The organism is Flavobacterium sp. KACC 22761, from assembly GCF_034058155.1.
Lineage (GTDB): Bacteria > Bacteroidota > Bacteroidia > Flavobacteriales > Flavobacteriaceae > Flavobacterium.
Genome location: NZ_CP139148.1, coordinates 550,566 through 576,907, shown reverse-complemented (window position 1 = coordinate 576,907; position 26,342 = coordinate 550,566). Strand labels below are relative to the sequence as shown.

At 33.8% G+C, this 26,342-nt stretch carries 23 protein-coding genes; 11 read left to right on the top strand and 12 right to left on the bottom strand.

The genetic code is table 11. The features are described from left to right. Positions 1 to 181: 181 nt before the first annotated feature. Complete coding sequence (locus SCB73_RS02625; RefSeq protein WP_132988385.1) at positions 182 to 475, bottom strand: cell division protein ZapA; 294 nt, start codon at positions 473 to 475, stop codon at positions 182 to 184. Positions 476 to 482: 7 nt separating this feature from the next. After that, the gene (locus SCB73_RS02620; RefSeq protein ID WP_026727596.1) at positions 483 to 773 is read right to left on the bottom strand and encodes a hypothetical protein; all 291 of its coding nucleotides are present in this window, start codon (positions 771 to 773) and stop codon (positions 483 to 485) included. Positions 774 to 952: 179 nt separating this feature from the next. Between SCB73_RS02620 and SCB73_RS02615 the strand changes: the two genes are divergently transcribed. The 3 genes from SCB73_RS02615 to SCB73_RS02605 all read left to right on the top strand — a co-directional run bounded on the left by SCB73_RS02615 (position 953) and on the right by SCB73_RS02605 (position 5,915). Next, positions 953 to 2,635, top strand: coding sequence for a M23 family metallopeptidase (locus tag SCB73_RS02615; RefSeq protein WP_320568610.1), 1,683 nt, complete (start codon positions 953 to 955; stop codon positions 2,633 to 2,635). 11 nt (positions 2,636 to 2,646) lie between these two features. Further along, entirely contained in the window at positions 2,647 to 5,109 is a 2,463-nt protein-coding gene (locus SCB73_RS02610; RefSeq protein ID WP_320568609.1) for a TonB-dependent receptor plug domain-containing protein, read from the top strand. A gap of 83 nt (positions 5,110 to 5,192) precedes the next feature. Further along, positions 5,193 to 5,915, top strand: a complete 723-nt coding sequence (locus SCB73_RS02605) for a CREC-EF hand family protein (protein ID WP_320568608.1) — start codon at positions 5,193 to 5,195, stop codon at positions 5,913 to 5,915. A 161-nt stretch (positions 5,916 to 6,076) separates the two neighbouring features. On the opposite strand, the gene SCB73_RS02600 is transcribed toward SCB73_RS02605, so the two are convergent. The 5 genes from SCB73_RS02600 to SCB73_RS02580 form a co-directional block, all read right to left on the bottom strand. After that, positions 6,077 to 6,778, bottom strand: a complete 702-nt coding sequence (locus SCB73_RS02600) for a DUF2971 domain-containing protein (RefSeq protein ID WP_320568607.1) — start codon at positions 6,776 to 6,778, stop codon at positions 6,077 to 6,079. 116 nt (positions 6,779 to 6,894) lie between these two features. Next, positions 6,895 to 8,724 carry an ABC transporter ATP-binding protein gene (locus SCB73_RS02595; protein WP_320568606.1) on the bottom strand — a complete coding sequence of 610 codons (1,830 nt, stop codon included), beginning with the start codon at positions 8,722 to 8,724 and terminating at the stop codon, positions 6,895 to 6,897. Positions 8,725 to 8,799: 75 nt separating this feature from the next. Further along, positions 8,800 to 10,527, bottom strand: coding sequence for a phospho-sugar mutase (locus SCB73_RS02590; protein WP_320570069.1), 1,728 nt, complete (start codon positions 10,525 to 10,527; stop codon positions 8,800 to 8,802). A 106-nt stretch (positions 10,528 to 10,633) separates the two neighbouring features. Then, positions 10,634 to 11,590, bottom strand: a complete 957-nt coding sequence (locus SCB73_RS02585; RefSeq protein WP_320568605.1) for a glycosyltransferase family 2 protein — start codon at positions 11,588 to 11,590, stop codon at positions 10,634 to 10,636. A gap of 8 nt (positions 11,591 to 11,598) precedes the next feature. Continuing rightward, the gene (locus SCB73_RS02580; RefSeq protein ID WP_320568604.1) at positions 11,599 to 12,129 is read right to left on the bottom strand and encodes a DUF4199 domain-containing protein; all 531 of its coding nucleotides are present in this window, start codon (positions 12,127 to 12,129) and stop codon (positions 11,599 to 11,601) included. Between the two features lie 249 nt (positions 12,130 to 12,378). Between SCB73_RS02580 and SCB73_RS02575 the strand changes: the two genes are divergently transcribed. Together SCB73_RS02575 and SCB73_RS02570 are read left to right on the top strand one after the other, a co-directional pair. Further along, complete coding sequence (locus SCB73_RS02575; RefSeq protein ID WP_008464817.1) at positions 12,379 to 12,633, top strand: type B 50S ribosomal protein L31; 255 nt, start codon at positions 12,379 to 12,381, stop codon at positions 12,631 to 12,633. Positions 12,634 to 12,921: 288 nt separating this feature from the next. After that, on the top strand, positions 12,922 to 14,097 hold the full coding sequence (locus SCB73_RS02570) for a GlmU family protein (protein WP_320568603.1): 1,176 nt from the start codon (positions 12,922 to 12,924) through the stop codon (positions 14,095 to 14,097). A gap of 287 nt (positions 14,098 to 14,384) precedes the next feature. On the opposite strand, the gene SCB73_RS02565 is transcribed toward SCB73_RS02570, so the two are convergent. Further along, the gene (locus SCB73_RS02565) at positions 14,385 to 14,732 is read right to left on the bottom strand and encodes a PepSY-like domain-containing protein (protein ID WP_320568602.1); all 348 of its coding nucleotides are present in this window, start codon (positions 14,730 to 14,732) and stop codon (positions 14,385 to 14,387) included. Between the two features lie 447 nt (positions 14,733 to 15,179). On the opposite strand from SCB73_RS02565, the gene SCB73_RS02560 reads away from it, so the two are divergent. The 3 genes from SCB73_RS02560 to SCB73_RS02550 all read left to right on the top strand — a co-directional run bounded on the left by SCB73_RS02560 (position 15,180) and on the right by SCB73_RS02550 (position 19,640). Beyond that, complete coding sequence (locus SCB73_RS02560; protein ID WP_320568601.1) at positions 15,180 to 16,814, top strand: ABC-F family ATP-binding cassette domain-containing protein; 1,635 nt, start codon at positions 15,180 to 15,182, stop codon at positions 16,812 to 16,814. Positions 16,815 to 17,037: 223 nt separating this feature from the next. After that, positions 17,038 to 18,189, top strand: coding sequence for a porin (locus SCB73_RS02555; protein ID WP_320568600.1), 1,152 nt, complete (start codon positions 17,038 to 17,040; stop codon positions 18,187 to 18,189). Positions 18,190 to 18,209: 20 nt separating this feature from the next. Further along, entirely contained in the window at positions 18,210 to 19,640 is a 1,431-nt protein-coding gene (locus SCB73_RS02550) for an anion permease (protein ID WP_320568599.1), read from the top strand. On the opposite strand, the gene SCB73_RS02545 is transcribed toward SCB73_RS02550, so the two are convergent. Beyond that, entirely contained in the window at positions 19,637 to 19,942 is a 306-nt protein-coding gene (locus tag SCB73_RS02545) for an N-acetyltransferase (protein ID WP_320568598.1), read from the bottom strand. The genes SCB73_RS02550 and SCB73_RS02545 overlap by 4 nt on opposite strands. 277 nt (positions 19,943 to 20,219) lie before the next feature. On the opposite strand from SCB73_RS02545, the gene SCB73_RS02540 reads away from it, so the two are divergent. Beyond that, entirely contained in the window at positions 20,220 to 20,876 is a 657-nt protein-coding gene (locus SCB73_RS02540) for an alpha/beta hydrolase (protein ID WP_320568597.1), read from the top strand. Positions 20,877 to 21,213: 337 nt separating this feature from the next. On the opposite strand, the gene SCB73_RS02535 is transcribed toward SCB73_RS02540, so the two are convergent. Then, positions 21,214 to 21,729: a DUF2892 domain-containing protein gene (locus SCB73_RS02535; protein ID WP_320568596.1), complete on the bottom strand. Its 516-nt coding sequence runs from the start codon at positions 21,727 to 21,729 to the stop codon at positions 21,214 to 21,216. 169 nt (positions 21,730 to 21,898) lie between these two features. On the opposite strand from SCB73_RS02535, the gene rpmH reads away from it, so the two are divergent. Then, positions 21,899 to 22,060 carry a 50S ribosomal protein L34 gene (gene rpmH, locus SCB73_RS02530; RefSeq protein WP_008464848.1) on the top strand — a complete coding sequence of 54 codons (162 nt, stop codon included), beginning with the start codon at positions 21,899 to 21,901 and terminating at the stop codon, positions 22,058 to 22,060. Positions 22,061 to 22,204: 144 nt separating this feature from the next. Then, positions 22,205 to 25,060, top strand: coding sequence for a carbamoyl-phosphate synthase large subunit (gene carB / locus SCB73_RS02525; RefSeq protein WP_320568595.1), 2,856 nt, complete (start codon positions 22,205 to 22,207; stop codon positions 25,058 to 25,060). A 70-nt stretch (positions 25,061 to 25,130) separates the two neighbouring features. Here the strand turns inward: carB and SCB73_RS02520 are convergent, their stop codons facing one another. Continuing rightward, a complete protein-coding gene (locus SCB73_RS02520) occupies positions 25,131 to 25,673 on the bottom strand; it encodes a Riean_0653 family protein (protein WP_320568594.1) in 543 nt (180 codons plus the stop codon). 132 nt (positions 25,674 to 25,805) lie between these two features. Continuing rightward, positions 25,806 to 26,342 (bottom strand): DUF4252 domain-containing protein, encoded by a 537-nt coding sequence (locus tag SCB73_RS02515; RefSeq protein ID WP_320568593.1) that lies wholly within the window; start codon positions 26,340 to 26,342, stop codon positions 25,806 to 25,808.

Sequence of the window (26,342 nt, the reverse complement as noted above, 5' to 3'; positions counted from 1 at the left end):
CCTACATTAATTGCTTGTATAAACTCGTAAAGACAAGTTTTGAGCTAACTCACTGTTCAAGTTTCCCAGCCAAAAGGAGGGCATACTATAGTAGCGACGATTTGCTCATTCTAAATTGTTAGTGTTGAGTTTACCAATTGTGAACTAATGTAGGCAGTATCTTAGTTTCTGTAAAGAACGTTTATTTTTCGAGATATTGATCTAATAGCGAATTTAATTTTTTAATTCGTTCAATGGTTTCTTCTCCATCGATTGCGTTATCAATTTGTTTTTGTTCAACTTGTGATGCAAATTGTAATGCACACATAGCTAATACATCTTGTTTGTCACGAACTGCGTAATTTTCTTCGAATTGCTTGATCATCGTATCAATTTTTTTAGAAGCACTTCTAAGTCCTTCTTCTTGAGCTGGTTCAACCGTTAATGGGTAAACGCGGTCTGCAATTGATATTTTGATTCTAAGCTTTCCGTCCATGTTTTTACTAATCTGATAGTTGCGCTATACAGTAATCAATTTCGCGAATTAATGAATTTATTTTAAGCTTTGTCTCTCTCTTGTTATTGTCGCTGCCGAGCAACGAATTGGCTATTTTAAGTGTTTCATATTGCTTTTTCAAAGCTTCAATTTCTTCAGATTGTTTCTGGATAATTTGCACAGCTTTGGCTAATTCTAATTGTAAATCCTGATTGTTTTTCTCCAAACCTTTTGACTTTTCAAAAAGCTTCTCGACTTTATATTCAAGAGTATCAATTATTTCGGCAATTACACTCATTATAAATCCTATTCATTACTTAATCATACAAAGTTAGTATTCCTTTTTATTAATGCAATTTTTTATCGATTTTTTTGTAGTTAAAATAGTCAAATGAATGAAATTCAGTGAATTGTATTTTTGTAGCTAAATACTCGGTTTTAGCCTCATTATTTTTTATCTTAGCAAAAATGTTGTTTATGAAATTTACGCTATTCACCTTACTATTTAGTCATTTTATTTTTGCTCAAAGCCAGTATCCTAAAGATTATTTTCGCGCTCCACTTGATATTCCAATGCAACTTTCTGGGAATTTTGGAGAATTGAGACCAAATCATTTTCACGCTGGTTTTGATTTAAAAACAAATCAAAGAGAAGGTTTGAATGTCTATGCTGTGGCCGATGGATATATTTCAAGAATCAAGATTTCGACTTTTGGCAATGGAAAATGCATTTATATTACGCACCCAAATGGTTATACTTCTGTTTATGGACATTTGCAAATTGCAGTTGGGGCTGTTCAGGATTATATTCAAAAAACACACTATAAAGAAAAGGCTTTTGAAATCGAAATGTTTCCAAAACCTAATGAATTGCCTGTGACCAAAGGCCAATTGATTGCACTTTCTGGAAATACGGGATCGTCTGAAGGGCCGCATTTGCATTTTGAGATTCGTGATACAAAGTCAGAATTCGTGATTAACCCAATGTTTTTTGGCTTTGACCAAAATATAAAAGACACTAAAAAGCCTACTTTGTCTAGTTTGTATGTTTATCCGTTATATAATTCTGTTGTCAATCAGTCAAAACAGCCTGTAATGCTAAATTTGGCTTTGCAAAAAGATGGAACTTATCTGGCAGGAAAGGTTAAAACAAATGGAAAAATTGGTTTCGGAATTAATGCTGTCGATACTGATGATGTTTCTTTTAATAAAAATGGCGTTTTTAATGTTTCGACTTTTTTAAACGGAAATCAGAATTACAATTATCAGTTTAATACGTATTCATTTGATGAAATGAGATTCATCAATGCCTTTATTGATTATCCGAGATATAAAAAGACTAGCCAACGCGTTCAGAAACTTTTCATGAAAACGCCTTATGCGTTGAGTATTATTAAAACGGATTCGGTTAGAGGGATAATTTCGGCGCAACCAAATTTAGCTTCGACATACAGAATTGAAGTTTCAGATTATAGCGGCAATATGAATTCAATCACTGTTCCAGTTGAATACGATGCCGAAACACCGCTTATTCCAGCAGAGCCAATTACGTCAAAATATTTTGTGCGATATAATAAAGACGCCAATTTTGAAAAAGATAATATGTCTGTATTTTTTCCTGCAGGTACTTTTTACGAAGATTTTAATTTGAATTTTGATGTGAAAAACAACAAAATATACATTCATGACGATGTTATTCCAGTGCATTCAAATTTTACAATTACAATTAAAGATGATACTTATGATGAAGCTTTAAGAGATAAACTCTTTATAGGAAGAAGTGGCAGTTATAATGCAACTTCCCGAAAAGGAGATGTTTTTACAGCAAAATCAAAAACTTTAGGCCAATTTGGATTGGTTTTGGACACTATTGCACCTAAAATTTCAATTGCAAAACCAATTCAAGGCAAATGGATTAGCGAGGTGAAGAAAATACAATTTACAATAAGTGATGCGGGGTCAGGTATTAAATCGTATAATGGTTACTTAAACGGAAATTGGATTTTATTTGAATATGATAATAAAACTAGAAAAATTACACATACTTTTGAGGATGCATTATTGCTTGAAGGTGAAAATAATTTAAAAATTGAAGTGACCGATAATGTTGGAAATGTCGGTTTCTTTGAAACTAATTTTTTTAGGAGTCAACAAAAATAAAACCTAAACGTTTGAATAATTTTAAGCTAATACTTGTTTTCTTTTTTTTATGCATCGGACCTATTGCATTTGCTCAAAATGCTCATGTTAAAGGTGTTATTTTAGATACAGAAAATCATCCAGTTGCCGATGTTAATATTTCGTATTTAGGAAATGTTGTTCAATCAGATCAAAACGGAGTTTTTGACATTGAAGTGCCGGCAAATAAAAAAGTGTCTTTGATTTTTACCCATGTTTCTTTAAAAATGATGAGCCTTGCGGTAAGTTTGAAACCGAATGAGGTTTTTCTTTTCAATCCCGTAATGAGCAATTCTGCTGAGCAAATGGGCGAAGTTTTTGTTTCTTCTAAAAATAAGAAACGTGTTCAAGGCATTGTAACCGTAGAGCCCGAAACAATCAAGAAAATTCCAGGCGCAAATGCAGGAATAGAAAATATTTTAAAAACTTTGCCAGGAGTAAACTCAAATAATGAATTGAGTACGCAATATGCCGTCCGCGGTGGAAATTACGATGAAAATTTAGTGTATGTAAATGAGGTCGAGGTTTATCGCCCTTTTTTGATTCGCTCGGGTCAGCAAGAAGGGTTGAGTTTTACCAATACTGATTTGGTTCAAAATATCGATTTTTCAGCTGGAGGATTTCAGGCTAAATTTGGAGACAAATTATCTTCTGTTTTAGATATTACGTATCGAAAACCAACTCAGTTTGGCGCTGCTTTTGAAGCTAGTTTCTTGGGTGCGAGCGCCGCGGTCGATTTGGTTTCTAAAAATAAAAAATGGTCGGCGGTAACAGGCATCCGTTATCGAAATAATAGCCTTTTGGTAAACAGCCAAGACACCGAGACAAATTACACTCCGGTTTTTGTGGATATTCAAACGAATGTTAATTATGATATTTCGCAAAAATGGCAAATGAGCTTTTTAGGAAATATTTCTCAGAATAAATATTCTTATCAGCCATTATCTCGTCAGACGAATTTTGGAACAATTGATCAGCCAATGGCTTTGACGGTTTATTATGACGGTCAGGAAAAAGATAAATATGAAACCTATTTTGGAGCTTTAAAAACGACGTACAAAGCTTCTCCAAGTTTTACTTTAAAATTGATTGGTTCTCTTTTTCACACTACAGAGCAGGAACATTTTGATATTTTGGCACAATATCGTTTAGGAAATGTTGATGAGAATGGAAATATTGAAAATATTGATTTTACGCGCGGAATAGGTTCTCAATTAAATCATGCCCGAAATGATCTAGATGCTTTGATTGCTAATGCCGAAATAAAAGGTTTTAAAGAATGGATGAATGACAGCGAATTGGAATTTGGCTTAAAATATACGCGCGAATCTATTCGTGATCGGGTGGTCGAGTGGGAGGTAATCGATTCGGCTGGATTTTCAATTAATCCACCATTGGTAATTTTGCCTAAAAACAATCAGCCGTATCAGCCTTATACAGGGCCGTTGTTGCCTTACCAAGATGTTAGAGCGACAAATTTTAATACCATAAATAGACTTTCCGGTTATATGCAGTTCAATAAAAAAACGGCAATTGGCTCTAGTCAGGTTTGGTATCATGTTGGTGCGCGTTTTCAGAGTTGGAATGTCTCGGGCGCTTTAGAAGAAGGTAAAAACCAGTTTGTTTTAAGTCCGCGTGCGCAATTTGCCATAAAACCTGATTGGGATATGGATATGGTTTTTAGAGTTTCGGGAGGATTGTATCATCAGCCGCCGTTTTATAGGGAACTTCGTGATTTAGATGGCGCTGTTCATCCAAATGTAAAAGCGCAGGAATCAGTTCACATTGTTTTAGGGAATGATTACAATTTTAAAATGTGGGATCGCCCTTTTAAATGGGTGACCGAAGTATATTATAAATCGCTTTCAGACGTAAATGTATATTCAATAGATAATGTGCGAATTCGATATATTGCCAATAATAATGCAAAAGCTTACGCGCAAGGTCTTGATTTTAGATTGAATGGAGAATTTGTTCCAGGAACAGAATCTTGGGTGAGTTTTGGATATTTGAAGACCGAAGAAAATTATGAAAACAAAGGATATATTGCCAGACCAACAGATCAACGTTTGAAATTTGCGATGCTGTTTCAGGATTATATGCCAAATATTCCGAGTGTAAAATTGTATCTGAATTTAGTTTACAATACAGGTTTGCCAGGCGGAGCGCCGGCTTATTCTGATCCGTATTTGTACCAAAACAGATTGAATGACTATAGAAGGGCTGATGTTGGTTTTGCAAAAGTTTTTGTGGATGGCAGTACAAAAGTGGCTAAAGCAAAATGGCTGAAGGATTTTAAAGAATTATCAGTTGGATTGGAAATTTTTAATCTTTTCAATAATCAAAATGCAATTACCAATACTTGGGTTCGTGATGTGTATTCTAAAAATGAATATGCGATTCCAAATTACATGACTTCCAGAGTTTTTAATGTGAAATTGAATGCGAGGTTGTAAAATTGGGATTTTGGTAAAACGCAATAATATCAAAAAATACAATCAAAAATAGTATATTTGATATTCTAATATAATTGCCACAAATGAAAAACTATATAAAATATATCGCCTTAGTAATTATCGGAACTGCAATAAGTTGTAAGGACGAAGTGCAGAAGCCGAAAGTGATTTATGATGCTTCAAACAAAGCTAGTGTTGTGGCTAAAACCGATTCGACCCAAATTGAGATTGCAGATTTGCCTATTCAAATGGAAGGAACAAATTATTTGATTCATCCAGTGGGCGATTTGAGAGTGTATGAAAAAGGTTCAAAAGCACGTTATGGTTCGTCTAGTGTAAATGATGTGAGTTTTACGATTTCGAATTTAGGAGAATATGAAATTACGGGCTATTTGCAGAATTTGAAATTTCAAAAAGTCGATTCAGATTCTATTCATCCATTATCAGATAAACCTGTTTTGATTTTAACCGCAACATATTTGAAAACAGTTGCAGATAAAACACAAAATAAAGTAATGGTTTATACACTGACAGATTCTGACACTAACAAAGACGGCAAAATTGATACGGGAGATATCAAAACTTTATATTTGAGTAATATCAGTGGTGAAAATTTTACTAAGATTTCGCCAGATCTTCAGGAATTAGTAGATTGGAGTTTAATCGAATCTAAAAACCGTTTGTATTTTAGAACAATTGAAGATACCAACCAAAACGGCCAGTTTGACAAAAATGATGTTTTGCATTACAACTACATAGATTTGGCTTCTAAAAAATGGGAAGTTAAGTCCTATAAGCCGATTTAAGGTTCTAAGATACTAAGACTCTAAGGTGCTAAGATTTTAAAAGCCGTTTAAAAATATTTTTAAACGGCTTTATTGTTTTTAGAATAAGAATCCTTTTAATCTGTGCAATCTGTGGCTAAAAGAAAATATAACATCTCAGTATCTTAGCATCTTAGCAACTTTTAAATCAATATATCACTTTCCAAATCAGATTTTTCTATTTCAAAGCCAAAATCCAATCGTTCTACCAATTCGATTACTAGTTTTTTATACCAGTTTTCAGATTTTGGATGAATGTAAATCTTTTCAATCAGTTGATTGATGTCAACATTGATTTTTAATCCATCATTTAGCTTTAAAGTGCTTTTAGAAGTGTCGGTAATAATACGAACTTCGCGCTCGTATTGGAAACTTTTTCGTTTAAACAAAAAAGGGAAAAACAAATCATCAAACGGAATATATTCTTTTTTGTAGTCGATGTAATTTACTTCGCCGATGTATTGGTCAAAATTATTTTCTGGTTTTAGCGCCTTTTGCAATCTTCCAATTGTGGATTGAATGGCGAGTCCTTCACTATTTTGTGTAAAAATCTGCCACATGGCAAAGGATTCATATTCGTTGATATGCCAACTGCTTATTGCAACTTTTTCCCGATGCGTTTTGTAATAATTTAAAAAGTCAGGATTATCGACGGCCAGTTTTTTGATTTCTTCATAAGTCGGTTCGCTGAAAGTGCCTTCGTATTGATCTTCAAATTTGTCGGAACGTGACATAAATAATTTTTTCGAAAGCAATAAATCAAGAAATTTAGATAAGTCAAGATACTTCCAAACGATGGTATCTGGATCTTCGGGCAATTTTATATTCGGGTTATTGATGTACATTTTTTGAATAATTATCAATAGATACCTAAAGTTATAAAAATAAAAACAGATTAAAGAATATTAAATGATGTTTTAATATTTCCTTAATCTGTGATTTATTTCTTTTTTGCGAATTTTTAAGATTCGAAAGACTGCATGGTAACCAGTTTATTGTAAGTTCCGTTTAAGGCAATTAATTCTTCATGAGTTCCTTGCTCTACAATTTGTCCTTTTTGCATTACAACAATAACATCTGCTTTTTGAATCGTCGAAAGACGATGCGCAATTACGATTGAAGTTCTGTTTTGCATCATGTTTTCAAGTGCAACTTGAACAAATTTTTCACTTTCAGTATCCAAAGCCGATGTAGCTTCATCTAGAATCATAATCGGAGGATTTTTCAATACGGCACGTGCAATTGACAAACGTTGTTTTTGTCCGCCTGAAAGTTTGTTTCCGCTGTCGCCAATGTTAGTGTAGATTCCTTGAGGAAGATCTTTTACAAATTCATAAGCATTAGCGATTTTTAAAGCTTCGAGAATTTCATCATCTGTCGCGTCAAGTTTTCCTAACGAAATATTAGCTTTAATTGTATCGTTGAATAAAATACTGTCTTGAGTAACTAATCCCATTAAACTGCGAAGCGATTGCAAGTTCATGTCTTTGATGTTAATATTGTCAATTGAAATTGTTCCGTCGTTAACATCATAAAAACGGGTTAATAGATTTGCAATGGTACTTTTTCCGCTTCCAGACTGACCAACAAGAGCGACAGTTTGACCTTTTTTAATTTGAAGAGAAAAGTCTTTTAAAACTGTTTCTTCTTCGTATTTAAAATTAACATGTTGTATGTTGATGTTGTTGTCGAAAGTAGTTTTTTCGATTGCATTTTCTTTAGATGTAATTGGGTTTTCTTGTTCTAAAATTTCAAGGACGCGTTCTGCTGCTGCATTTCCTCTTTTTACACCATACGAAGCTTTAGAAATTGCTTTTGCAGGAGTTAAGATGTTGTATGCTAATCCCATGTAAGCAATAAATGAAGCGCCACTTAAGGTTTTCTCGATCAAAACCATTTGACCTCCATACCATAATAAAATGGCAATTACAGTAATTCCCATAAACTCACTTGCAGGAGAAGCTAAGTTTTGACGGTTTCCAATGCTGTTTGATAATGTAAAGAAACGTTCAGTAGAATTTTGAAAAACAGTATTAAAATAGTTTTCAGAATTGTATCCTTTGACAACTTTTAGTCCGCCAATGGTTTCTTCAATCGTAGATAAAAAAGTCCCTTGTTCTTGTTGTGCTTTTGATGATTGTTTTTTTAATTGTTTTCCAATTAATGAAATCAGATATCCTGAAACGGGAATGAAAATGAAGACAAAGAGTGTCAATTTGGTGCTAATTATTAACATTGCAATTATTGTGAAAAGAATTGTTAAAGGTTCTTTTACAATAAGCTCTAAAATGGCTAAAAATGAAGTCTGAACCTCATTTACATCAGCTGAAATTCGAGAAATTACATCACCTTTCCTTTTTTCAGAATAAAAAGCCAAAGGCAATTCTAATGTTTTTTTGTACAATGCATTTCGCATATCTCTTAAAACACCATTTCGCAAAAAGTTAATAAAAAACATTGCTAGATAATCAGCTAAATTTTTCAAGAGGAAAATAGAGATTATTACGCCAACCATTACAGAAAGAATAAAACCCGGATTATTTGGGTCGTTATTTTTTGTGATATAATAATTCACATAATTTTCTCCATAAACTCTAATGTGTTCAATTCCTTCAAAAGTAGGCTTGACAGTAAGTTGTTTGGTTTCACCGAATAAAACCTGTAACATAGGAATTAAACCCATGAATGAAAGTGTACTAAAAAGCGCATACAAAATATTGAAAAAGATATTTAAGAATGCGTATTTTTTATACGGATATATAAAAGGAACTATTTTTTTGAAAGTACTCATTTAGGTGTTTTTTACCATTAAAACCCGATAGCTTAAAAGTTATCGGGTTTTTAAAAAAATGTATTTGTATTTTAATTATTTCAATTGCATATCAGCAATAATATTCTGTATTTTTTGGTCTAAGAATTTTTCTGCTTCATCAAATTCTGAAACCGATTCGATTGCAGCATTTACACTGATATAGAATTTGATTTTTGGTTCAGTTCCACTTGGTCTTGCGCAAATTTTAGAACCGTCTTCTGTATAATAAATCAATACGTTAGATTTTGGAATATCCATTGTAGATTCTTCTCCAGTCAATAAATTTAAAGCGATTGAAGAATCGTAATCCTCTACCATAACCACTCTTTGTCCGTTGATTTCTTTCAAAGGATTTTGACGCAAGTTGATCATCATTTGGTTGATTTCTTCTAAACCTTCCATTCCTTTTTTAGTTAAAGAAACTAAGTATTCTTTGTAGAAACCGTTTTCAACATAAAGTTGTAGAAGCTCTTTGTAAACAGAACTTCCAGCCGCTTTTGCTTGTGCAGCGACTTCGCAGATTAATAAAGTAGCAGCAACGGCATCCTTGTCTCTCACAGCATCGCCAACCATAAAACCAAAGCTTTCTTCTCCACCTCCAATAAATTGAAGTTCAGGAAAATCTTTGATCATTTTTGCAATCCATTTGAATCCAGTCAATCCAACTTTGCATTCAACTCCGTAGCTCGATGCTAATTCCATCATCATTGGAGTCGAAACAATTGTTGATCCTACAAATTGTTTTCCGTTTAGTTTTCCAGCTTTCTGCCATTGCTTCAGCAAGAAAGAAGTCATCAAGATCATGGTTTGATTTCCGTTTAGTAAAATCATTTTGCCATCATTATTACGAACGGCAACGCCTAAACGGTCGCAATCAGGATCTGTACCTACAACAATATCAGAGTTTGTTTTGTCTGCCAACGCCAATGCCATAGTCAGAGCTTCTGGCTCTTCTGGATTTGGAGATTTTACAGTTGGGAAATCTCCGTCAGGAATAGCTTGTTCAGGAACAATATGCACATTTTTGTAACCTGCCTGTGATAAAGTATCTGGAATAGATTTTATAGAAGTCCCGTGCAATGAAGTGAAAACAACATGTAAGTTGTCTTTGGCTTCGGCCGGAGTATTGAAACTAGCATTTTCAATAGATGATTTCACAAAAGCCTTGTCGATATCAGTGTCGATATATTTGATTAAGCTTTCATTTGCATCAAATTTGATTTTGTCGTAACCTAAATTTTCAATTACATTGATAATCGCTTTGTCTTGTGGAGGAACGATTTGACCACCATCTTGCCAATAAACTTTGTAGCCATTGTATTCTGGCGGATTGTGAGAAGCCGTTAAAACGATTCCGCATTGGCATCCTAAATATTTAAGTGCAAAAGACAATTCTGGAGTTGGCCTCAAATCTGAAAACAAATAAACCTGAATTCCGTTTGCAGAGAAAACATCGGCAACCACTTTTGCCAAAGTGTTGCTGTTATGACGACAGTCATAAGCAATAACTACTTTCAAAGGTTCATTTGGAAAAACTTCATGTAAATAATCTGATAAGCCTTGAGTGTTTTTTCCAAGCGTATATTTATTGATTCTGTTGTTTCCAATACCCATAACGCCACGCATTCCACCTGTTCCAAATTCAAGGTTTTTATAAAAGCTTTCCTCAAGTTCTTTTGGCGAAGTTGTCATTAATTCTTTAACGGCAGCTTGTGTTTCTTTGTCAAATGTTGGTGTTAACCATTCGTTTACAGCATTCAAAATATTAGGTGCTATATTCATCATTCGTATATTTTGTGTTTAATTAAAGTAATACTAATTTTCAGGAGCTATCCCGAGGCTTCGGGACTGCTGTTCACTATATTCCCATCAGGGCTAGGGCTTTACGTTAAAAATTAACCTCTCGGGCTACTTTGTATCTTGCCTCATTGCTTTTGGTTCTTAAAATGATTTCACCAAGAAATCCTGCCAGAAACAATTGAGTTCCTAAAACCATAGTTGTTAAAGCAATATAAAACCACGGATTGTTTGTAACAAGCGTATATTTCATCCCCATGTACATATGATACAACTTAGAAATACCAATATAACCTGCAGATAAAAATCCGATGATAAACATCAAAGAACCAATTGCGCCAAATAAGTGCATTGGCCTTTTTCCGAATCTGGATAGAAACCAAATCGTGATCAAATCAAGAAATCCGTTTATGAAACGTTCCATTCCAAATTTTGTTTCCCCATATTTTCGAGCTTGGTGGATTACCACTTTTTCGCCAATTTTGTTGAAACCTGCATTTTTTGCCAAAACAGGAATATATCGGTGCATTTCGCCAGATACTTCAATGTTTTTTACAACGGTATTTTTGTATGCTTTTAATCCGCAGTTAAAATCATTCAGTTCAACACCAGAAGTTTTTCTAGCGGCCCAATTGAATAATTTTGAAGGCAGATTTTTTGCTACAACCGAGTCGTAGCGTTTCTTTTTCCAGCCAGAAACCAAATCGTATTTCTGAGCGGTGATCATTTCGTATAAACCTGGAATTTCGTCAGGGCTGTCTTGCAAATCGGCATCCATTGTTATAATAACGTCACCTTTTGCTTTTGCAAAACCAGCATGCAAAGCCTGAGATTTTCCAAAGTTTTTCATAAAACGAATTCCTTTTACATTAGGATTTTCGTTAGAAAAACTTTCTATAATATTCCAAGAATCATCTGTACTACCATCATCTACAAAAATGATTTCATAAGAGTAATTGTTAGATTGCATCACTTTAATGATCCATGCATAGAGTTCTTTAAGTGATTCCTCTTCGTTTAGAAGCGGTATAAGTATAGATAAATTCATTTATATTTTTATTCTTGAGTAGTTTTGCTTTTGAAAAATGCAGCCAAAATTAATCCTAAAATAGAGTAAAGAGCAAGGCTGAAAGCTAATCCTTTAAGTTGTTCTAGAGTTGAAAATGGGCTACTTTTTCTCATTTTATCTAATGCTTCATTTATAGCAGAAGCAGGTGTTCCGAATTTTTGCAACGTTTCTGCCATATATTTTATAAGATATTCTCCTATGGTTTCTTTTGCAGCCGGATCAATAACGTTAAATAATAAAATACTGAAAAATGTTGAAATTAATAGAGCAATAAGCGTGGTAATAAAATAGGTTGTAAATGCATCTTTGAAAGTGAATAAACCATTGATTTCTTTTTTGGTCTTTGTTAGTAAAAGGATTCCAATTACCAAATAAATAACAAAACTTAATGCGCCAATCCATCCAGAAACAAATAATTTAAGATCTATTGAATAGATAGTAGCTGTAATTAATGCTAGAACAACTCCTAAGACGATTCCGTAAGTAATACCGTTCTTTTTAATAACTTCATTAATCATATTTCTATATGTTTTAAAATTAATCCACAAATATAGCAATTCCCACTATAATCGCAGATAAAAAAAGCTTTTTGAATTTAAGGAAAAAAAAGTGCGCTAAGTATTTGTTTATTAAAAAAGAATTGTAAATTTGCACACTCAAAAATAATTAAATTTTTAAACAAAAAAGAGTATTGTTTGTTTATACCTTTTTCTAATCGAGAAAAAGCTTCAAAATAAAAATGCTCTAAACAATAAATAAAAGAAAAGATGAAAAAAGGAATTCACCCAGAAAATTACAGATTAGTTGCATTTAAAGACATGTCAAATGACGAAGTTTTTATCACTAAATCTACTGCAGATACAAAAGAAACAATTGAAGTTGACGGAGTTGAGTATCCAGTTGTAAAAATGGAGATTTCTAGAACATCTCACCCTTTTTATACTGGTAAATCTAAACTTATCGATACTGCAGGACGTATTGATAAATTCAAAACTAAATATGCTAAACACGCTAAAAAATAATAGCTGTTTTAAATTATACAAAAGCCTTCCAATTTGGAAGGCTTTTTTTTTATGCGATAATTTATTAGCCACAAATTCAAGAATTATTTTACTCTAAGATTAATAAAAGAACAAAAGCTGGATTTTAAAATATTGCCGAGCTATGTTTTTTTTCTATTATAACTAAGAGAAATAGAATTATTAGTGAAATCATTTTGAACTACTAAAACAAGTTTAGTGAAAACATAAATATTTGTAACTTTGACCTCGATAACCAAATCAAGATTTTAACAAGTACAAAAACTAATTATGAATTATATTCTTTTTGACGGTCCCGTTCGGAATGCTTTATTACCTTTTACTTTTACGAGGCCCGTGGCCGATATCTTAATCGGAATTATGACCATTCGCCAAAAATGGGAAATGCGCCTGGGTTCAACAATAACAACAATTACTGAGGAATATTTGTCTGAAAAATTTCCGATGGTGGAAATGGAGGAAAACGTAATGATCAACGCAGCTTATTTGCCAAATGACAAGCTTGCCGATATGGTTTCTGAATTAACTGCAAATCAGGCGATTTTTAAAGGTGATGATGTGATTGCTTTTTTTGCATCTGAAAATCAAGAAGAAGTTGATTTTGACTCTTACGAAATTATTCAGTATAACGACGATTGTTTGACTGTTGAGCATACTTGGGATATTTTTTCTAAAAACGATGCTGCAATCCGTGCCGATTTTGCTTTTTTGACTGAAGACAGAAAATCACAGCCAATTCCGAAAAGCGTAAATGTTATTGCGCCTGAGAATATTTTTATTGAAGAAGGCGCAAAATTGGAGTTTGTAACTTTGAATGCTTCAAACGGTCCAATATATATAGGAAAGAACACCGAAATTATGGAAGGAACCGTGATTCGTGGGCCATTTGCTTTATGTGAAAATGCAATGGTGAAAATGTCGGCTAAAGTTTATGGCGCAACTACTGTTGGACCTGGATCCAGAATAGGTGGTGAGGTTAAAAATTCAGTTCTTTTTGCCAATTCAAATAAAGGTCACGAAGGGTTTTTAGGTGATTCTGTTTTGGGCGAATGGTGCAACATTGGTGCCGATTCAAATAATTCAAACCTAAAAAATAATTATGAAGAAGTGAAATTATGGAGCTATGAAACGGAGGGTTTTGCAAAAACCGGGCTTCAGTTTTGTGGGTTAATGATGGGAGATCATAGTAAATGCGGTATCAATACAATGTTTAACACCGGAACTGTAGTTGGCGTAAGCGCTAATATTTTCGGATCTGGTTTTCCGAGAAATTTTGTTCCGAGTTTTTCTTGGGGCGGTGCTGCAGGATTTACAACCTATGTAACCAAAAAAGCTTTTGAAACAGCAAGGTTGGTAATGAGCAGAAGAAATATTGAATTTGATGCAACCGAAGCGGCAATTATGGAGCACATTTTTGAAGAAACTAAAAAATGGAGAAAAGACTAAATTAGATAATTAGTCAATTAGATAATTTTTCAAACCCGACAGGTTTTTAACACCTGTCGGGTTTTGTTTTTTATATGTCTTTAAACTGGACTGAAGTCCAGCTCTACAATATAAATCGTTCCTGCGGAACTTTGAATGAGAGCCAAAGGCTCGAACCATATTGTAGGGCTGGACTTCAGTCCAGTTTAGGAATAGAATGAAAAAAAATGTTTTGAGATTTAGGTATTATTTAATTGGCGCATTTTCGAAATTATCTAATTATCAAATGGTATATTTTCAATTTTAATTTATTTCTCAATCTTGACGAAGTCTTCTTTTAAATTGAATTTTAATTCTAATCCGTTGCTTAATTTTGTTTCATAACCTGAACTGCCAATTTCTATTTTGGTTACTTTTTCTTTTGGAAAATTTGCTTTTAAGTAAGAAGCAATCTTTTTAGGAATAATAGATTTTGGAATTTTATCATTTTTTCCGTCAACTTCTTTCCAATTTCCTTTCTTGTCAAATTCAATTTCAATCAGGTTGTCATATTGAACTTTGTATTCTGTAGAAAGGATTTCTTTGTCTTGTAAAATATAACTCGGTTTTTTAGAACCAAAATGGGTCTTTAAAAATGTTTGTGCGTTTGCTGGCAAAGCTTCTTTTTTAATTACAGTTTTTTGTGCAATTGCAGAAAAACCAAATAGTAATCCTGCAATTAGATAAACAGTCAGTTTTAATTTCGTTTTTATATTTCGCTGATTTTTAAATTCTTATACAAGGTAAGATTAAAAATTTGAAATAGAAAAAAGACAATTAAGGTTTCGTATACTGAAATCTAGCTCTAGAATATAGCTACCAAGCCAAAGGCTTTCTTATTGTTCCGCAGGAACCTATTATATTGTAGGGCTGGACTTCAGTCCAGTTTAGGAATAGAATGTAAAAAAAAATGTGTTGAGATTTAGAGATTGCCTAATTGACACATTTTCAAAATTATCTAATTTTCAAATTGGCACATTATCTAATTAAATCTATCTTTGCAGCACGAAAAAAATGGGTAGTCAAATAAACGATTCACCGATTAAACAAATTAACAAGAACAAATGATTACAGTTAACGATATTTCGGTTCAGTTTGGCGGAACTACACTTTTTAGCGATGTTTCTTTTGCTATTAATGAAAATGATAAAATTGCCCTTATGGGTAAAAATGGTGCAGGAAAATCGACACTTTTAAAAATAATTGCAGGGGTGAATAAACCTTCTACAGGAAATATTTCAGCTCCAAAAGAAGCTGTGATTGCGTATCTTCCTCAGCATTTATTGACAGAAGATGGTGCTACGGTAATGGAAGAAGCATCAAAAGCTTTCAGCGAGATTTTTACAATGAAAGCTGAAATCGACGATATCAATGAACAATTAACTGTTCGTACCGATTATGAAAGTGACGAATACATGAAATTGATCGAAAGGGTTTCTGACTTAAGCGAGAAATTTTATGCAATCGAAGAGGTAAATTACGAAGCTGAAGTTGAGAAAATTCTAGTTGGTTTAGGTTTTGAACGTGAAGATTTCGCTCGCCAGACTTCTGAATTTTCGGGAGGATGGAGAATGCGTATCGAATTGGCTAAAATTTTATTGAGAAAACCAGATTTGATTTTGCTAGATGAGCCAACGAATCACATGGATATTGAAAGTATTCAGTGGTTAGAAGAGTTCTTGTTGAATCAAGCTAAAGCGGTTGTGGTAATTTCCCACGATAGAGCGTTTGTAGATAATATTACAAACAGAACTATCGAAGTTACAATGGGAAGAATCTACGATTACAAAGCAAAATATACACATTACTTAGAATTAAGAAAAGATCGTAGAATTCACCAACAAAAAGCATACGACGAGCAACAAAAGATGATTGCTGAAAATCGTGCTTTTATTGAGCGTTTCAAAGGAACATTCTCTAAAACTGATGCTGTGCAGTCACGTGTAAAAATGCTTGAAAAATTAGAAATTGTTCAGGTCGATGAAGTCGATACTTCTGCATTGCGATTGAAATTCCCACCTGCAGCGCGTTCTGGGCAATATCCTGTTATTGTAAAAGAAATGTCTAAAGCTTACGGAGATCATGTTGTTTTTAAAGATGCAAATATTGTAATCGAGCGCGGACAGAAAGTGGCTTTTGTTGGAAAAAATGGTGAAGGAAAATCAACCATGATCAAGGCGATTATGAAAGAAATTGGTGTTGATTCTGGAAGTGTTGAAATTGGTCATAATGCTCAAATTGGATATTTTGCTCAAAATCAAGCCGCTTTGTTGGATGAAAATGCAACGATTTTTGAAACAATCGACAGTATTGCAGTTGGAGATATCAGAACACAAATCAAAAATATCTTAGGAGCTTTCATGTTCCAAGGTGATGATATTACTAAAAAAGTAAAAGTGCTTTCTGGAGGAGAAAAAACGCGTTTGGCAATGATTAAATTATTGTTGGAGCCTGTTAACTTGCTGATTCTGGATGAGCCTTCAAATCACTTGGATATGAAAACAAAGGATATTATTAAAGATGCGTTGAGAGATTTCGACGGAACTTTGATCTTGGTTTCTCACGATCGTGATTTCCTTGATGGTTTGGCAACAAAGGTTTTTGAATTTGGAAACAAAAGAGTAAAAGAGCATTTTGAAGATGTTGCTGGTTTCTTGGCACACAAAAAAATGGACTCAATGAGAGAAATCGAAAAATAAAAATATTCTAAAACAGTAAAAAGGCGCAAGTTGATTCTTGCGCCTTTTTTGTTCTGTTAAAATTGGTAACTATATTTTAATGCAACTATTTTTACAAGTTGCTGTTTTTTTATTATATTTATAATTCCTTTAGTGTTGATTCATAAGTGTTTGTGTTTTTTTATATGCCCCAAATATGAAAAAAGAATTCTGAACCTTTTATAAAAGTTTAATTTATATGCCTATGAAAAAGACTTTACTTCTTCAAATTATTCTTATTTTATTTTTGATGCCATTGTTTTCGAATGCGCAAACTACCCAAACTCAGCCAACGACTGATTCTGATGACGCGATAAAATATCCAACCTATCAGTTTAAAGGGCTTTTGCAAGCTAGATATTTAGAAAGTTTTGAAGATAACGTTGATGTTTTAGGAGCTCATCATTCAGCAGGAAATGTTACTCAAAGTTCATTTGATATTAAAAGAATGCGTGTAGGGCTTAATACAAAGCTTAGTAAAGAAACTGAAGTTGTAATTTTAGTAAACTTGGCCGATTTTAAGTCGGATACAAAAGGGAAAGTGCTTGAAAACGCTTACGGAAAATATACTTTTAATAAATATATCGCTTTAATTGGAGGGCAGTTTCGCCCCGCATTCGGTATCGAAGAATTGGTTCCTGTAGATATTATAAAGTCTTTTGATTTTTCAAATCAGTATTATGAATTCGGAAAAAATGGCTGGACAAGTTTTCAAATTGGAGCTTCAGCAACTGGTGCTTTTGATGTTGGAAAAATACCTGTAAATTATGCTTTTTCTGTTTTGAATGGAAACGGAAAAAATGCCGAAATGGATAAAGATAACGGAAAGCAATTTTCGACAAGATGGGTTTTGGAGTTATCGAAAAAGCATGGTATAAATCTGGGTTTAAACGGTGGTTTTGGAAAAGTTTTCAAAGAAGATGTTTTTGCAATCGGTGCCGATATTACAAGTGATTTTAAAATTACCGATAAATTTAGTTTTGATTTACAGATCGAATACAAACAAGGAACAAATCATAATTTATATTTTTCTTTGCCAGCAACATCAAGAACTCCAGATGTTTCTGATTATCAAATGCGAGGAATTTATTTTTTGCCTAATTTAAGATATGTGGTAGATTATAATAAATTGACAGCTTTAGAGATTTCTTGCCGTTATGAAAGATTTGATCCAAGTTATAAAATTGACTCTAATCTTAGACAGACTTATACTCCGATGGTAAGTCTCGAATTTGGAAAAGCATATAGAGGCCGAATTGAAGCAGGATTTCAAATTGATAGATTTGATCATAATATTCCTGATTCAACGACATATGATAATGATTTGTTTTTAATACAGCTCCAGCTTAGACTTTAATTAATTTAAATCTTGTTTTTATGAAAGAAGTACAAATACCACAAACCATAATCACACTTGCTGTGGGAATTGCAATTTGGTTAATTCCAGCTCCAGAAGGTGTTGTTGCTGAAGCATGGCACTTGTTTGCCATTTTTGTCGCGACCATTTTAGGAATTATTCTGAAAGCGGCGCCAATGGGAACCATGTGTATGATTGCTATTGCATTAACTGCTTTTTCGCAGGTTTTAGCGCCTGGTGATGCCGGAAAATCTATAACATTGGCTTTGAAAGGTTTTGGAGATAAGGTAATTTGGCTTATCGGAATTTCATTTTTTATTGCGCGAGGATTTATTAAAACGGGTTTAGGAAACCGAATTGCCTTTTTGTTTATCCGAATTTTTGGAAAAAGCTCCCTCGGGCTTGCGTATGGTTTAGGATTTGCTGATTTGGTTTTAGCTCCAGCGGTGCCAAGTAATACAGCTAGGGGAGGTGGGATCGTTTATCCTATCATGAAATCAATGTCGATGAGCTTTGGCTCAATGCCAGATCAGCCAGAAACACATCGAAAATTAGGAGCCTATCTTACATTGAGTAGTTATAATGCAAATTTGATCGCTTCATCAATGTTTTTGACGGGTACAGCAAGTAACCCAATGTGTCAAAAGTTTGCGGCTAACTTAGGAATAAAAATAAGCTGGATTTCTTGGGCTATTGCGGGAATTGTTCCGGGACTTGTCGCTTTTTTTGTAATTCCGTTTGTGTTGTATAAAATATATCCGCCAGAATTGAAAAAAACGGGAGATGCGCCACAGCTTGCCGCTCAAAAGTTAAAAGAAATGGGGCCAATTACCCGAAACGAATGGATGATGTTGCTAACATTCTTTATTTTGTTGTTTTTATGGATGACCGGCGATTTGTTTTCTATAGATGCAACAACAACGGCGTTTATCGGTTTGGTTATTCTGCTTTTGACTTCAGTTTTAACTTGGGACGACGTAAAAGCCGAAAAAGGTGCTTGGGACACCATTGTTTGGTTTTCAGTTTTAGTAATGATGGCGAGTTCGCTAAATGAACTTGGTTTTATTGCATGGTTCAGCGATTTAATCAAAGCTGAAATAGGCGGACTAAGTTGGCAAATGGCTTTTCCTATAATTATATTGGTTTACTTTTTTAGCCATTATCTTTTTGCAAGTGCAACGGCACACGTGGCCGCCATGTATGCGGCTTTGTTAGGTGTGGGAGTTTCACTTGGAATTCCGGGTTTGCTTTTGGCTTTTATGCTTGGTTTCGTTGGTTCGCTGTACGGAACTTTAACGCATTACGGACATGGACCAGCACCAGTTTTCTTCGGAAGCGGTTATGTCGACCTAAAAAGCTGGTGGGTCAAAGGCTTGATAACTGGATTAGTTATGCTTTTTATCTATATGGTAATAGGAGGTTTGTGGCTCCGATTAATAGGTGATTTTTAAATTCTGATTCCTGGAGGAAGCAATTCCTTGTATTTCGGATTTTTTTTGAAAAAAGTTACAATTTTTGGGTGAATCGGTACAACTCTGAATTTCTTTTCGGTATTGAGTTCCATGATGCTTTTCAGCATGTTGTCAATTGCAGCTTGATTGTCAAAACCTTCTGGTGTGTTGATTTTGGTTAGAAAGATTTTCTTTTCCTGAAATGAATATTCGACAGAAAGCATGCCTTCTGGCGCGATAGTTTCAAATTGTCTTGCAAAAGCATTGTCTTTGACTGGGGCAGTAATTTCAGTTGATTCCATAATTTGTCATTTTTTTAGTAGGTTAAAATATAAAACGATTTAGGCAGTGCTCAGTTTAAACACTTAAGTAAGAATGTTAAACGTGAACGATTTGGACTGCAAAGTTAATCATTTGATTTTCAATATAAAATTATTTTTTGCAGACTTGGTTTTTTGCATATTTTGTAATTTAATTTGTTTTAATATAATTATGGTGTAAGATTTGCTGTGCATATTGTTTAAAAAAGTAAATTTATCTTGAAATTAGATTTGTAATCAAAATACGTTTTTTAGACAAATGAGTAAAATTCCAGTGTATTTTATGCCTGGCCTTGCGGCTAGTCCGGCTATTTTTGAAAGAATTAAATTAGATGAATCTGTTTTTGAAACTCATTTGCTTGAATGGGAAATTCCAAAACAAAAAGAATCTTTGTCTGATTATGCATTTCGTATTGCTCAAAAAATCAAACATGATAATCCGGTTTTAATTGGGGTTTCTTTTGGAGGAATTTTGGTGCAAGAAATTTCGAAACATATAAAAGCTCGTAAAGTAATCATTATTTCTAGTGTAAGAAGTAATGCTGAGTTCCCAAGAAGAATGAAAATTGGGAAAAAGACAAAAGCATATAAACTCATTCCGATGAAGCTGATTTTGAATATTGAAAATCTGGCGAAATATTCGTTCGGAGAAAAAGTGAAAAAAAGAATAAAACTATATGAAAAGTTTTTAGCAGTCCGAGATTTGAATTATCTGCAATGGGCGGTAGAGTCAGTGATTTTATGGGATAGAAAAACAGTTGATGAAAACGTAATTCACATTCACGGTGATAAGGATGATGTTTTTCCGATTAAGTATATAGATAAATGCATTTTAGTGAAAGGGGGAACTCATATTATGATTCTCAATAAGTATAAATGGCTGAATGAGAATCTGCCTTCTATAATCCTTGAGTAAAATTCCATCCCGATAGCTATCGGGATTAAATTCCAATTTCCAAACCTTTGTCAAAGTTTAGGGCTTTGAGAAAGATTTATGCAAAGTAATCATAAAGCTTGTCCTCCTGAGCGAAGTCGAAGGATGCGTTAGTAAATCCGTTATAAAAAAGAGACCCGACAGGTTTTTAAAACCTGTCGGGTCTCTTTTTTATAAAACGATGCTGTTTCTCAGTAATCTTGTCAGAAATGACAAACTAAGTGTTGATCTTGCGTTATAAAGAAAATCTAAAATAAAAAATCCCAAACTCCTTTTTGGAATTTGGGATTTATAATATTTTGAAATTAATTCGAAGAATTTAGATTTTCTTCATTTGTTCTTTCATCATCGAGATTTGCTCTTTCAGCATTCCTTGTTTGTCTAATTTCTTAGCTTCGTTCAATAAATTAGTTGCTTCAAGCTTTCTACGGCGTGACATTGCAACTCCGGCAAGATTTAATTTGGCTACAGCCAAATCCATATCCATTGATAATCCAAGCTCAATTGCTTTTTTGAAATGTTTCTCAGCTTGATTGATATTGGTTTGAGAAAGCATGATTCCGTGAAGATAGTTAAAGTATCCTTGTTGTTTTCTTACCAAAGCCGCTTCAGGATTTTTGATGTATGCAAGCCATTTTTGAGCGCCAGGAAAGTCTTGTTTTCTTAATTTAAGGAAAGCTAAAAGGATGAATTCGTTTTTGAAATAAAGAAAAATTGGAATTGCAGTCACTAAAATCAAGAATATACCATTTCCGATGTTACTTTCTGAAAATTGCCAAATGCCCGCCACCACTAGAAGTGCGGCCAAAATAAGTTTAATATTTTTGTGAAACATAATTAATGTAAATTTGTGATTGCAAATATAGTAAAAGGAATTAAAAATATTTTTATAAAAGTACTTGCCAGAAAAAAAAGTCTTTGTATATTTGCACTCGGTTTTTGAACAACGATATCCAAAACCAAATAAACGAGTTAATAGATACCATTTTTAAAGATACAAAGCAATGAGCAAAAGAACATTTCAACCATCGAAAAGAAAAAGAAGAAATAAGCACGGATTTATGGACAGAATGGCTTCTGCGAATGGAAGAAAAGTTCTAGCGCGTAGAAGAGCAAAAGGAAGACATAAATTAACTGTTTCTAGCGAGCCTAGACACAAAAAATAATGTTTGTATAAACATACATAAGGCGATTACTTTTTTAGTATCGCCTTTTTTTATACCTTGTCGGTAAAATTTTCTCAACTTTCTAGTTTATAGTGCACTAGAAATGTTTTTTAAAATCGTAAATAACTACACAATACATACAAAATGCCTAAAGACACATCAATAAAATCAGTTTTAATAATAGGTTCAGGACCTATTGTTATTGGTCAAGCTTGCGAATTCGATTATGCGGGATCTCAATCTGCGCGTTCGATTCGTGAAGAAGGAATTGAGGTTATCTTGATTAACTCGAACCCAGCAACAATTATGACCGACCCATCTATGGCCGATCATATTTATTTGAAACCTTTAACTACAAAATCGATTATTGAAATTCTGAAGGAACATCCACAAATTGACGCTGTTTTGCCAACAATGGGAGGACAAACAGCTCTTAACTTGTGTTTGGAAGCTGAAGAAAAAGGAATCTGGCAGGATTTCGGAGTAAGATTAATTGGAGTTGATGTTAACGCAATCAATATTACCGAAGACAGAGAGCAGTTTAAACAGCTTTTAGAAAAAATTAAGGTGCCAACTGCACCGGCAAAAACAGCTACTTCTTACTTAGAAGGTAAAGAAATTGCTCAGGAATTTGGTTTCCCACTTGTAATTCGTCCTTCGTTTACACTTGGAGGGACTGGAGCAGCTGTGGTTTATAAAAAAGAAGATTTTGATGAGCTTTTAACTCGCGGGCTTGAAGCTTCTCCAATTCATGAAGTTTTGATCGACAAAGCTTTGATGGGATGGAAAGAATACGAGTTGGAGCTTTTAAGAGATAAAAATGACAACGTTGTAATTATCTGTTCTATCGAAAATATGGATCCAATGGGAATCCATACTGGAGATTCGATTACAGTAGCACCAGCGATGACATTATCGGATACCACTTTCCAAAAATTACGTGACTACGCTATCTTAATGATGAGAAGTATCGGAAATTTTGCCGGAGGATGTAACGTACAATTCGCAGTTTCTCCAGACGAAAAAGAAGATATCGTGGCAATCGAGATTAACCCTCGTGTGTCTCGTTCTTCTGCTTTGGCATCAAAAGCAACTGGATATCCAATTGCAAAAATCGCTTCTAAACTGGCTTTAGGATACAACTTAGATGAATTGCAAAACCAAATTACAAAATCTACTTCGGCTCTTTTTGAACCAACTTTAGATTATGTAATCGTAAAAATACCACGTTGGAACTTCGATAAATTTGAAGGTTCAGACAGAACTTTAGGTCTTCAGATGAAATCTGTAGGTGAGGTTATGGGAATTGGACGCTCATTCCAAGAAGCGCTTCACAAAGCAACCCAATCTTTAGAGATTAAAAGAAATGGTTTAGGAGCAGACGGAAAAGGATATAAAAATTACGAGCAAATTATCGAGAAACTAACTTATGCAAGCTGGGATCGTGTTTTTGTAATTTATGATGCAATCGCAATGGGAATTCCGTTGAGCACGATTCACGAAATTACAAGAATCGATATGTGGTTCTTGAAACAATACGAAGAGCTTTATATTTTAGAAAAAGAAATTTCAAACTACAAAGTTTCAAATCTTCCGAAAGAATTATTGCTTGAGGCGAAACAAAAAGGTTTTGCAGATAGACAATTAGCGCACATGATGAGTTGTTTAGAAAGTGAAGTTCACGCTTTGCGTATGGACATGAACATCAACCGTGTGTTCAAATTGGTAGATACTTGTGCGGCTGAGTTTAAAGCTAAGACACCTTATTACTACTCAACATTTGAGGCAGAAATCGAAAAAGCAAATGGCGAGCGTTTTGTAGATAACGAAAGTATCGTAACAGATAGAAAGAAAGTCATTGTTTTAGGTTCTGGACCAAACCGAATTGGACAAGGAATCGAGTTTGATTACTCTTGTGTACACGGAGTTTTGGCAGCTAAAGAATGTGGTTATGAAACGATCATGATTAACTGTAATCCTGAAACAGTTTCTACAGACTTTGATACGGCTGATAAATTATACTTCGAACCAGTTTTCTGGGAGCATATTTATGATATCATTCAGCATGAAAAACCAGAAGGTGTAATCGTTCAGTTGGGAGGTCAGACAGCGCTTAAATTAGCAGACAAATTATCTAAATACGGTGTAAAAATTATCGGAACTAGTTTCGACGCACTTGACTTAGCAGAAGACAGAGGACGTTTCTCTGACTTATTAACAGAGTTAAACATTCCTTTCCCAAGATTTGGAATCGCTGAAACGGCTGATGAAGCTTCAAAATTAGCAGATACTTTAGATTTCCCACTTTTAATTCGTCCTTCTTATGTATTAGGAGGTCAAGGAATGAAAATTGTAATCAACAAAAAAGAGCTTGAAGAACACGTTATCGATTTGTTGAAAGCAATTCCAGGAAACAAATTATTACTAGATCACTACTTAGCCGGAGCAATCGAAGCTGAAGCTGATGCAATTTGTGATGCTGATGGAAATGTTTACATCATCGGAATTATGGAGCACATCGAGCCTTGCGGAGTTCACTCTGGAGATAGTAATGCAACATTGCCTCCTTTCAACTTAGGAGAATTTGTAATGCAGCAGATTAAAGATCACACGCATAAAATTGCTAGAGCTTTAAAAACAGTTGGATTGATCAACATCCAGTTTGCAATTAAAGATGATACAGTTTATATTATCGAGGCAAATCCAAGAGCTTCTAGAACGGTTCCGTTCATTGCAAAAGCTTACGGAGAACCATATGTAAATTACGCTACAAAAGTAATGTTAGGCCACAATAAAGTAACAGATTTTGATTTCAACCCGCAATTAAACGGTTTTGCAATCAAACAACCAGTTTTCTCTTTCAGTAAATTCCCGAATGTAAACAAAGCGTTAGGACCAGAAATGAAATCAACAGGAGAAAGTATCTTGTTTATTGATGACTTGAAAGACGATCAATTCTATGAATTGTACTCTAGAAGAAAAATGTATTTGAGTAAATAATCTCAGATTCTATTATAAAAGAAAAGCTCCAATGAAAATTGGAGCTTTTTTGTATTATGGCAGAAGTTTCTTAGTTTGAAACATCATATCTATAACTAAAAGTGCCATCAGTAACTTTTGTTGTGATAGGGTTAGATGCGCTGATAGGTTTTGAAGAATTTTCAACACAATTAAAAGAGAATGTTCCTTTTACAGTTTTTGCATTTGTATCAACAGCTGTTATGATTATACTCCCTTCAATTGGATATTGAATGTTGGTGCCTTTACTGTTATATGACATTTCTATTTGAGTTTTTGAAGCGTCGTAAGAAGCCGCTGTAATAGGATATGTCCCAACTTTAAGATTGCTTCTTTTAATGTAGATCCTAATTTCGTCAATTAAAGTTTTTCTTCCTTGTAATTGGATAAACTCTGTTTGAGGATAATAATCAAATAAAGGTTTGGTTGAATAATCTGAAGAAAATGGATTTTGCATTTCCCATAAAGTTCCATCGACTTTTGCGGTCATTGCAAATTTTGATGTTGGTGTAGTTTCGTCTGGAGTTTCGCTATCGCTTGAACAGCTGTTTAAAGCAAGAATTAGAGCAAGAAATAGGATTTTTGGTGTTTTCATAGGGTTGATTTTGGATTAAAGTCCAAAAATATATGAGTGATTGTAATCTATTTTACGGTAAAACGTAATAGACATAAAAAAAGCTTCAAATAATTTTGAAGCTTCTTCTGATTTATAAAGTAAGATTGATGATTATTTTATCAATTGCTGTAAAGGTTTCAGCTGATCCATATTGATATTTGATTTTTGTAAAACCGACATCAATGTCATAATGTTATTCGGATTCATGTTTTTTCCAAGTACCCGAACCACAGCAAAACCATTTTCTTTTCTGTTGGCAAAAATCACGAATTCTTCGATATTTTCATCAGTTCCAACATAACTTACTGAAGCGCCGTCTTTGCCAGAACCCACTTTCATCAATTGCTGATATTTCGGATTTTTTAAAATGGCATTTACTTTTGTGCGTTCTGTTTCAAATTCGGCTTGATTTTTATCTGTCGCTTTAAAAGCTAAAATATTCATCTTGTCAAATGATTTGATAGCTTCGTTTTGCTCGGCGGTTAAATTTGTTTTGTCTAAATTCAAAATGTTAGACGAAACATCAATTGCGATAAAATCTTTCTTTTCGTTGTGTTCAACAAAATATTTTTGCAACGATGGTTCAGAATTGCAGCTTACTAAAGTCAGCAATACAATTAGGACTGAGGTGAAAACACGAACTTTCAT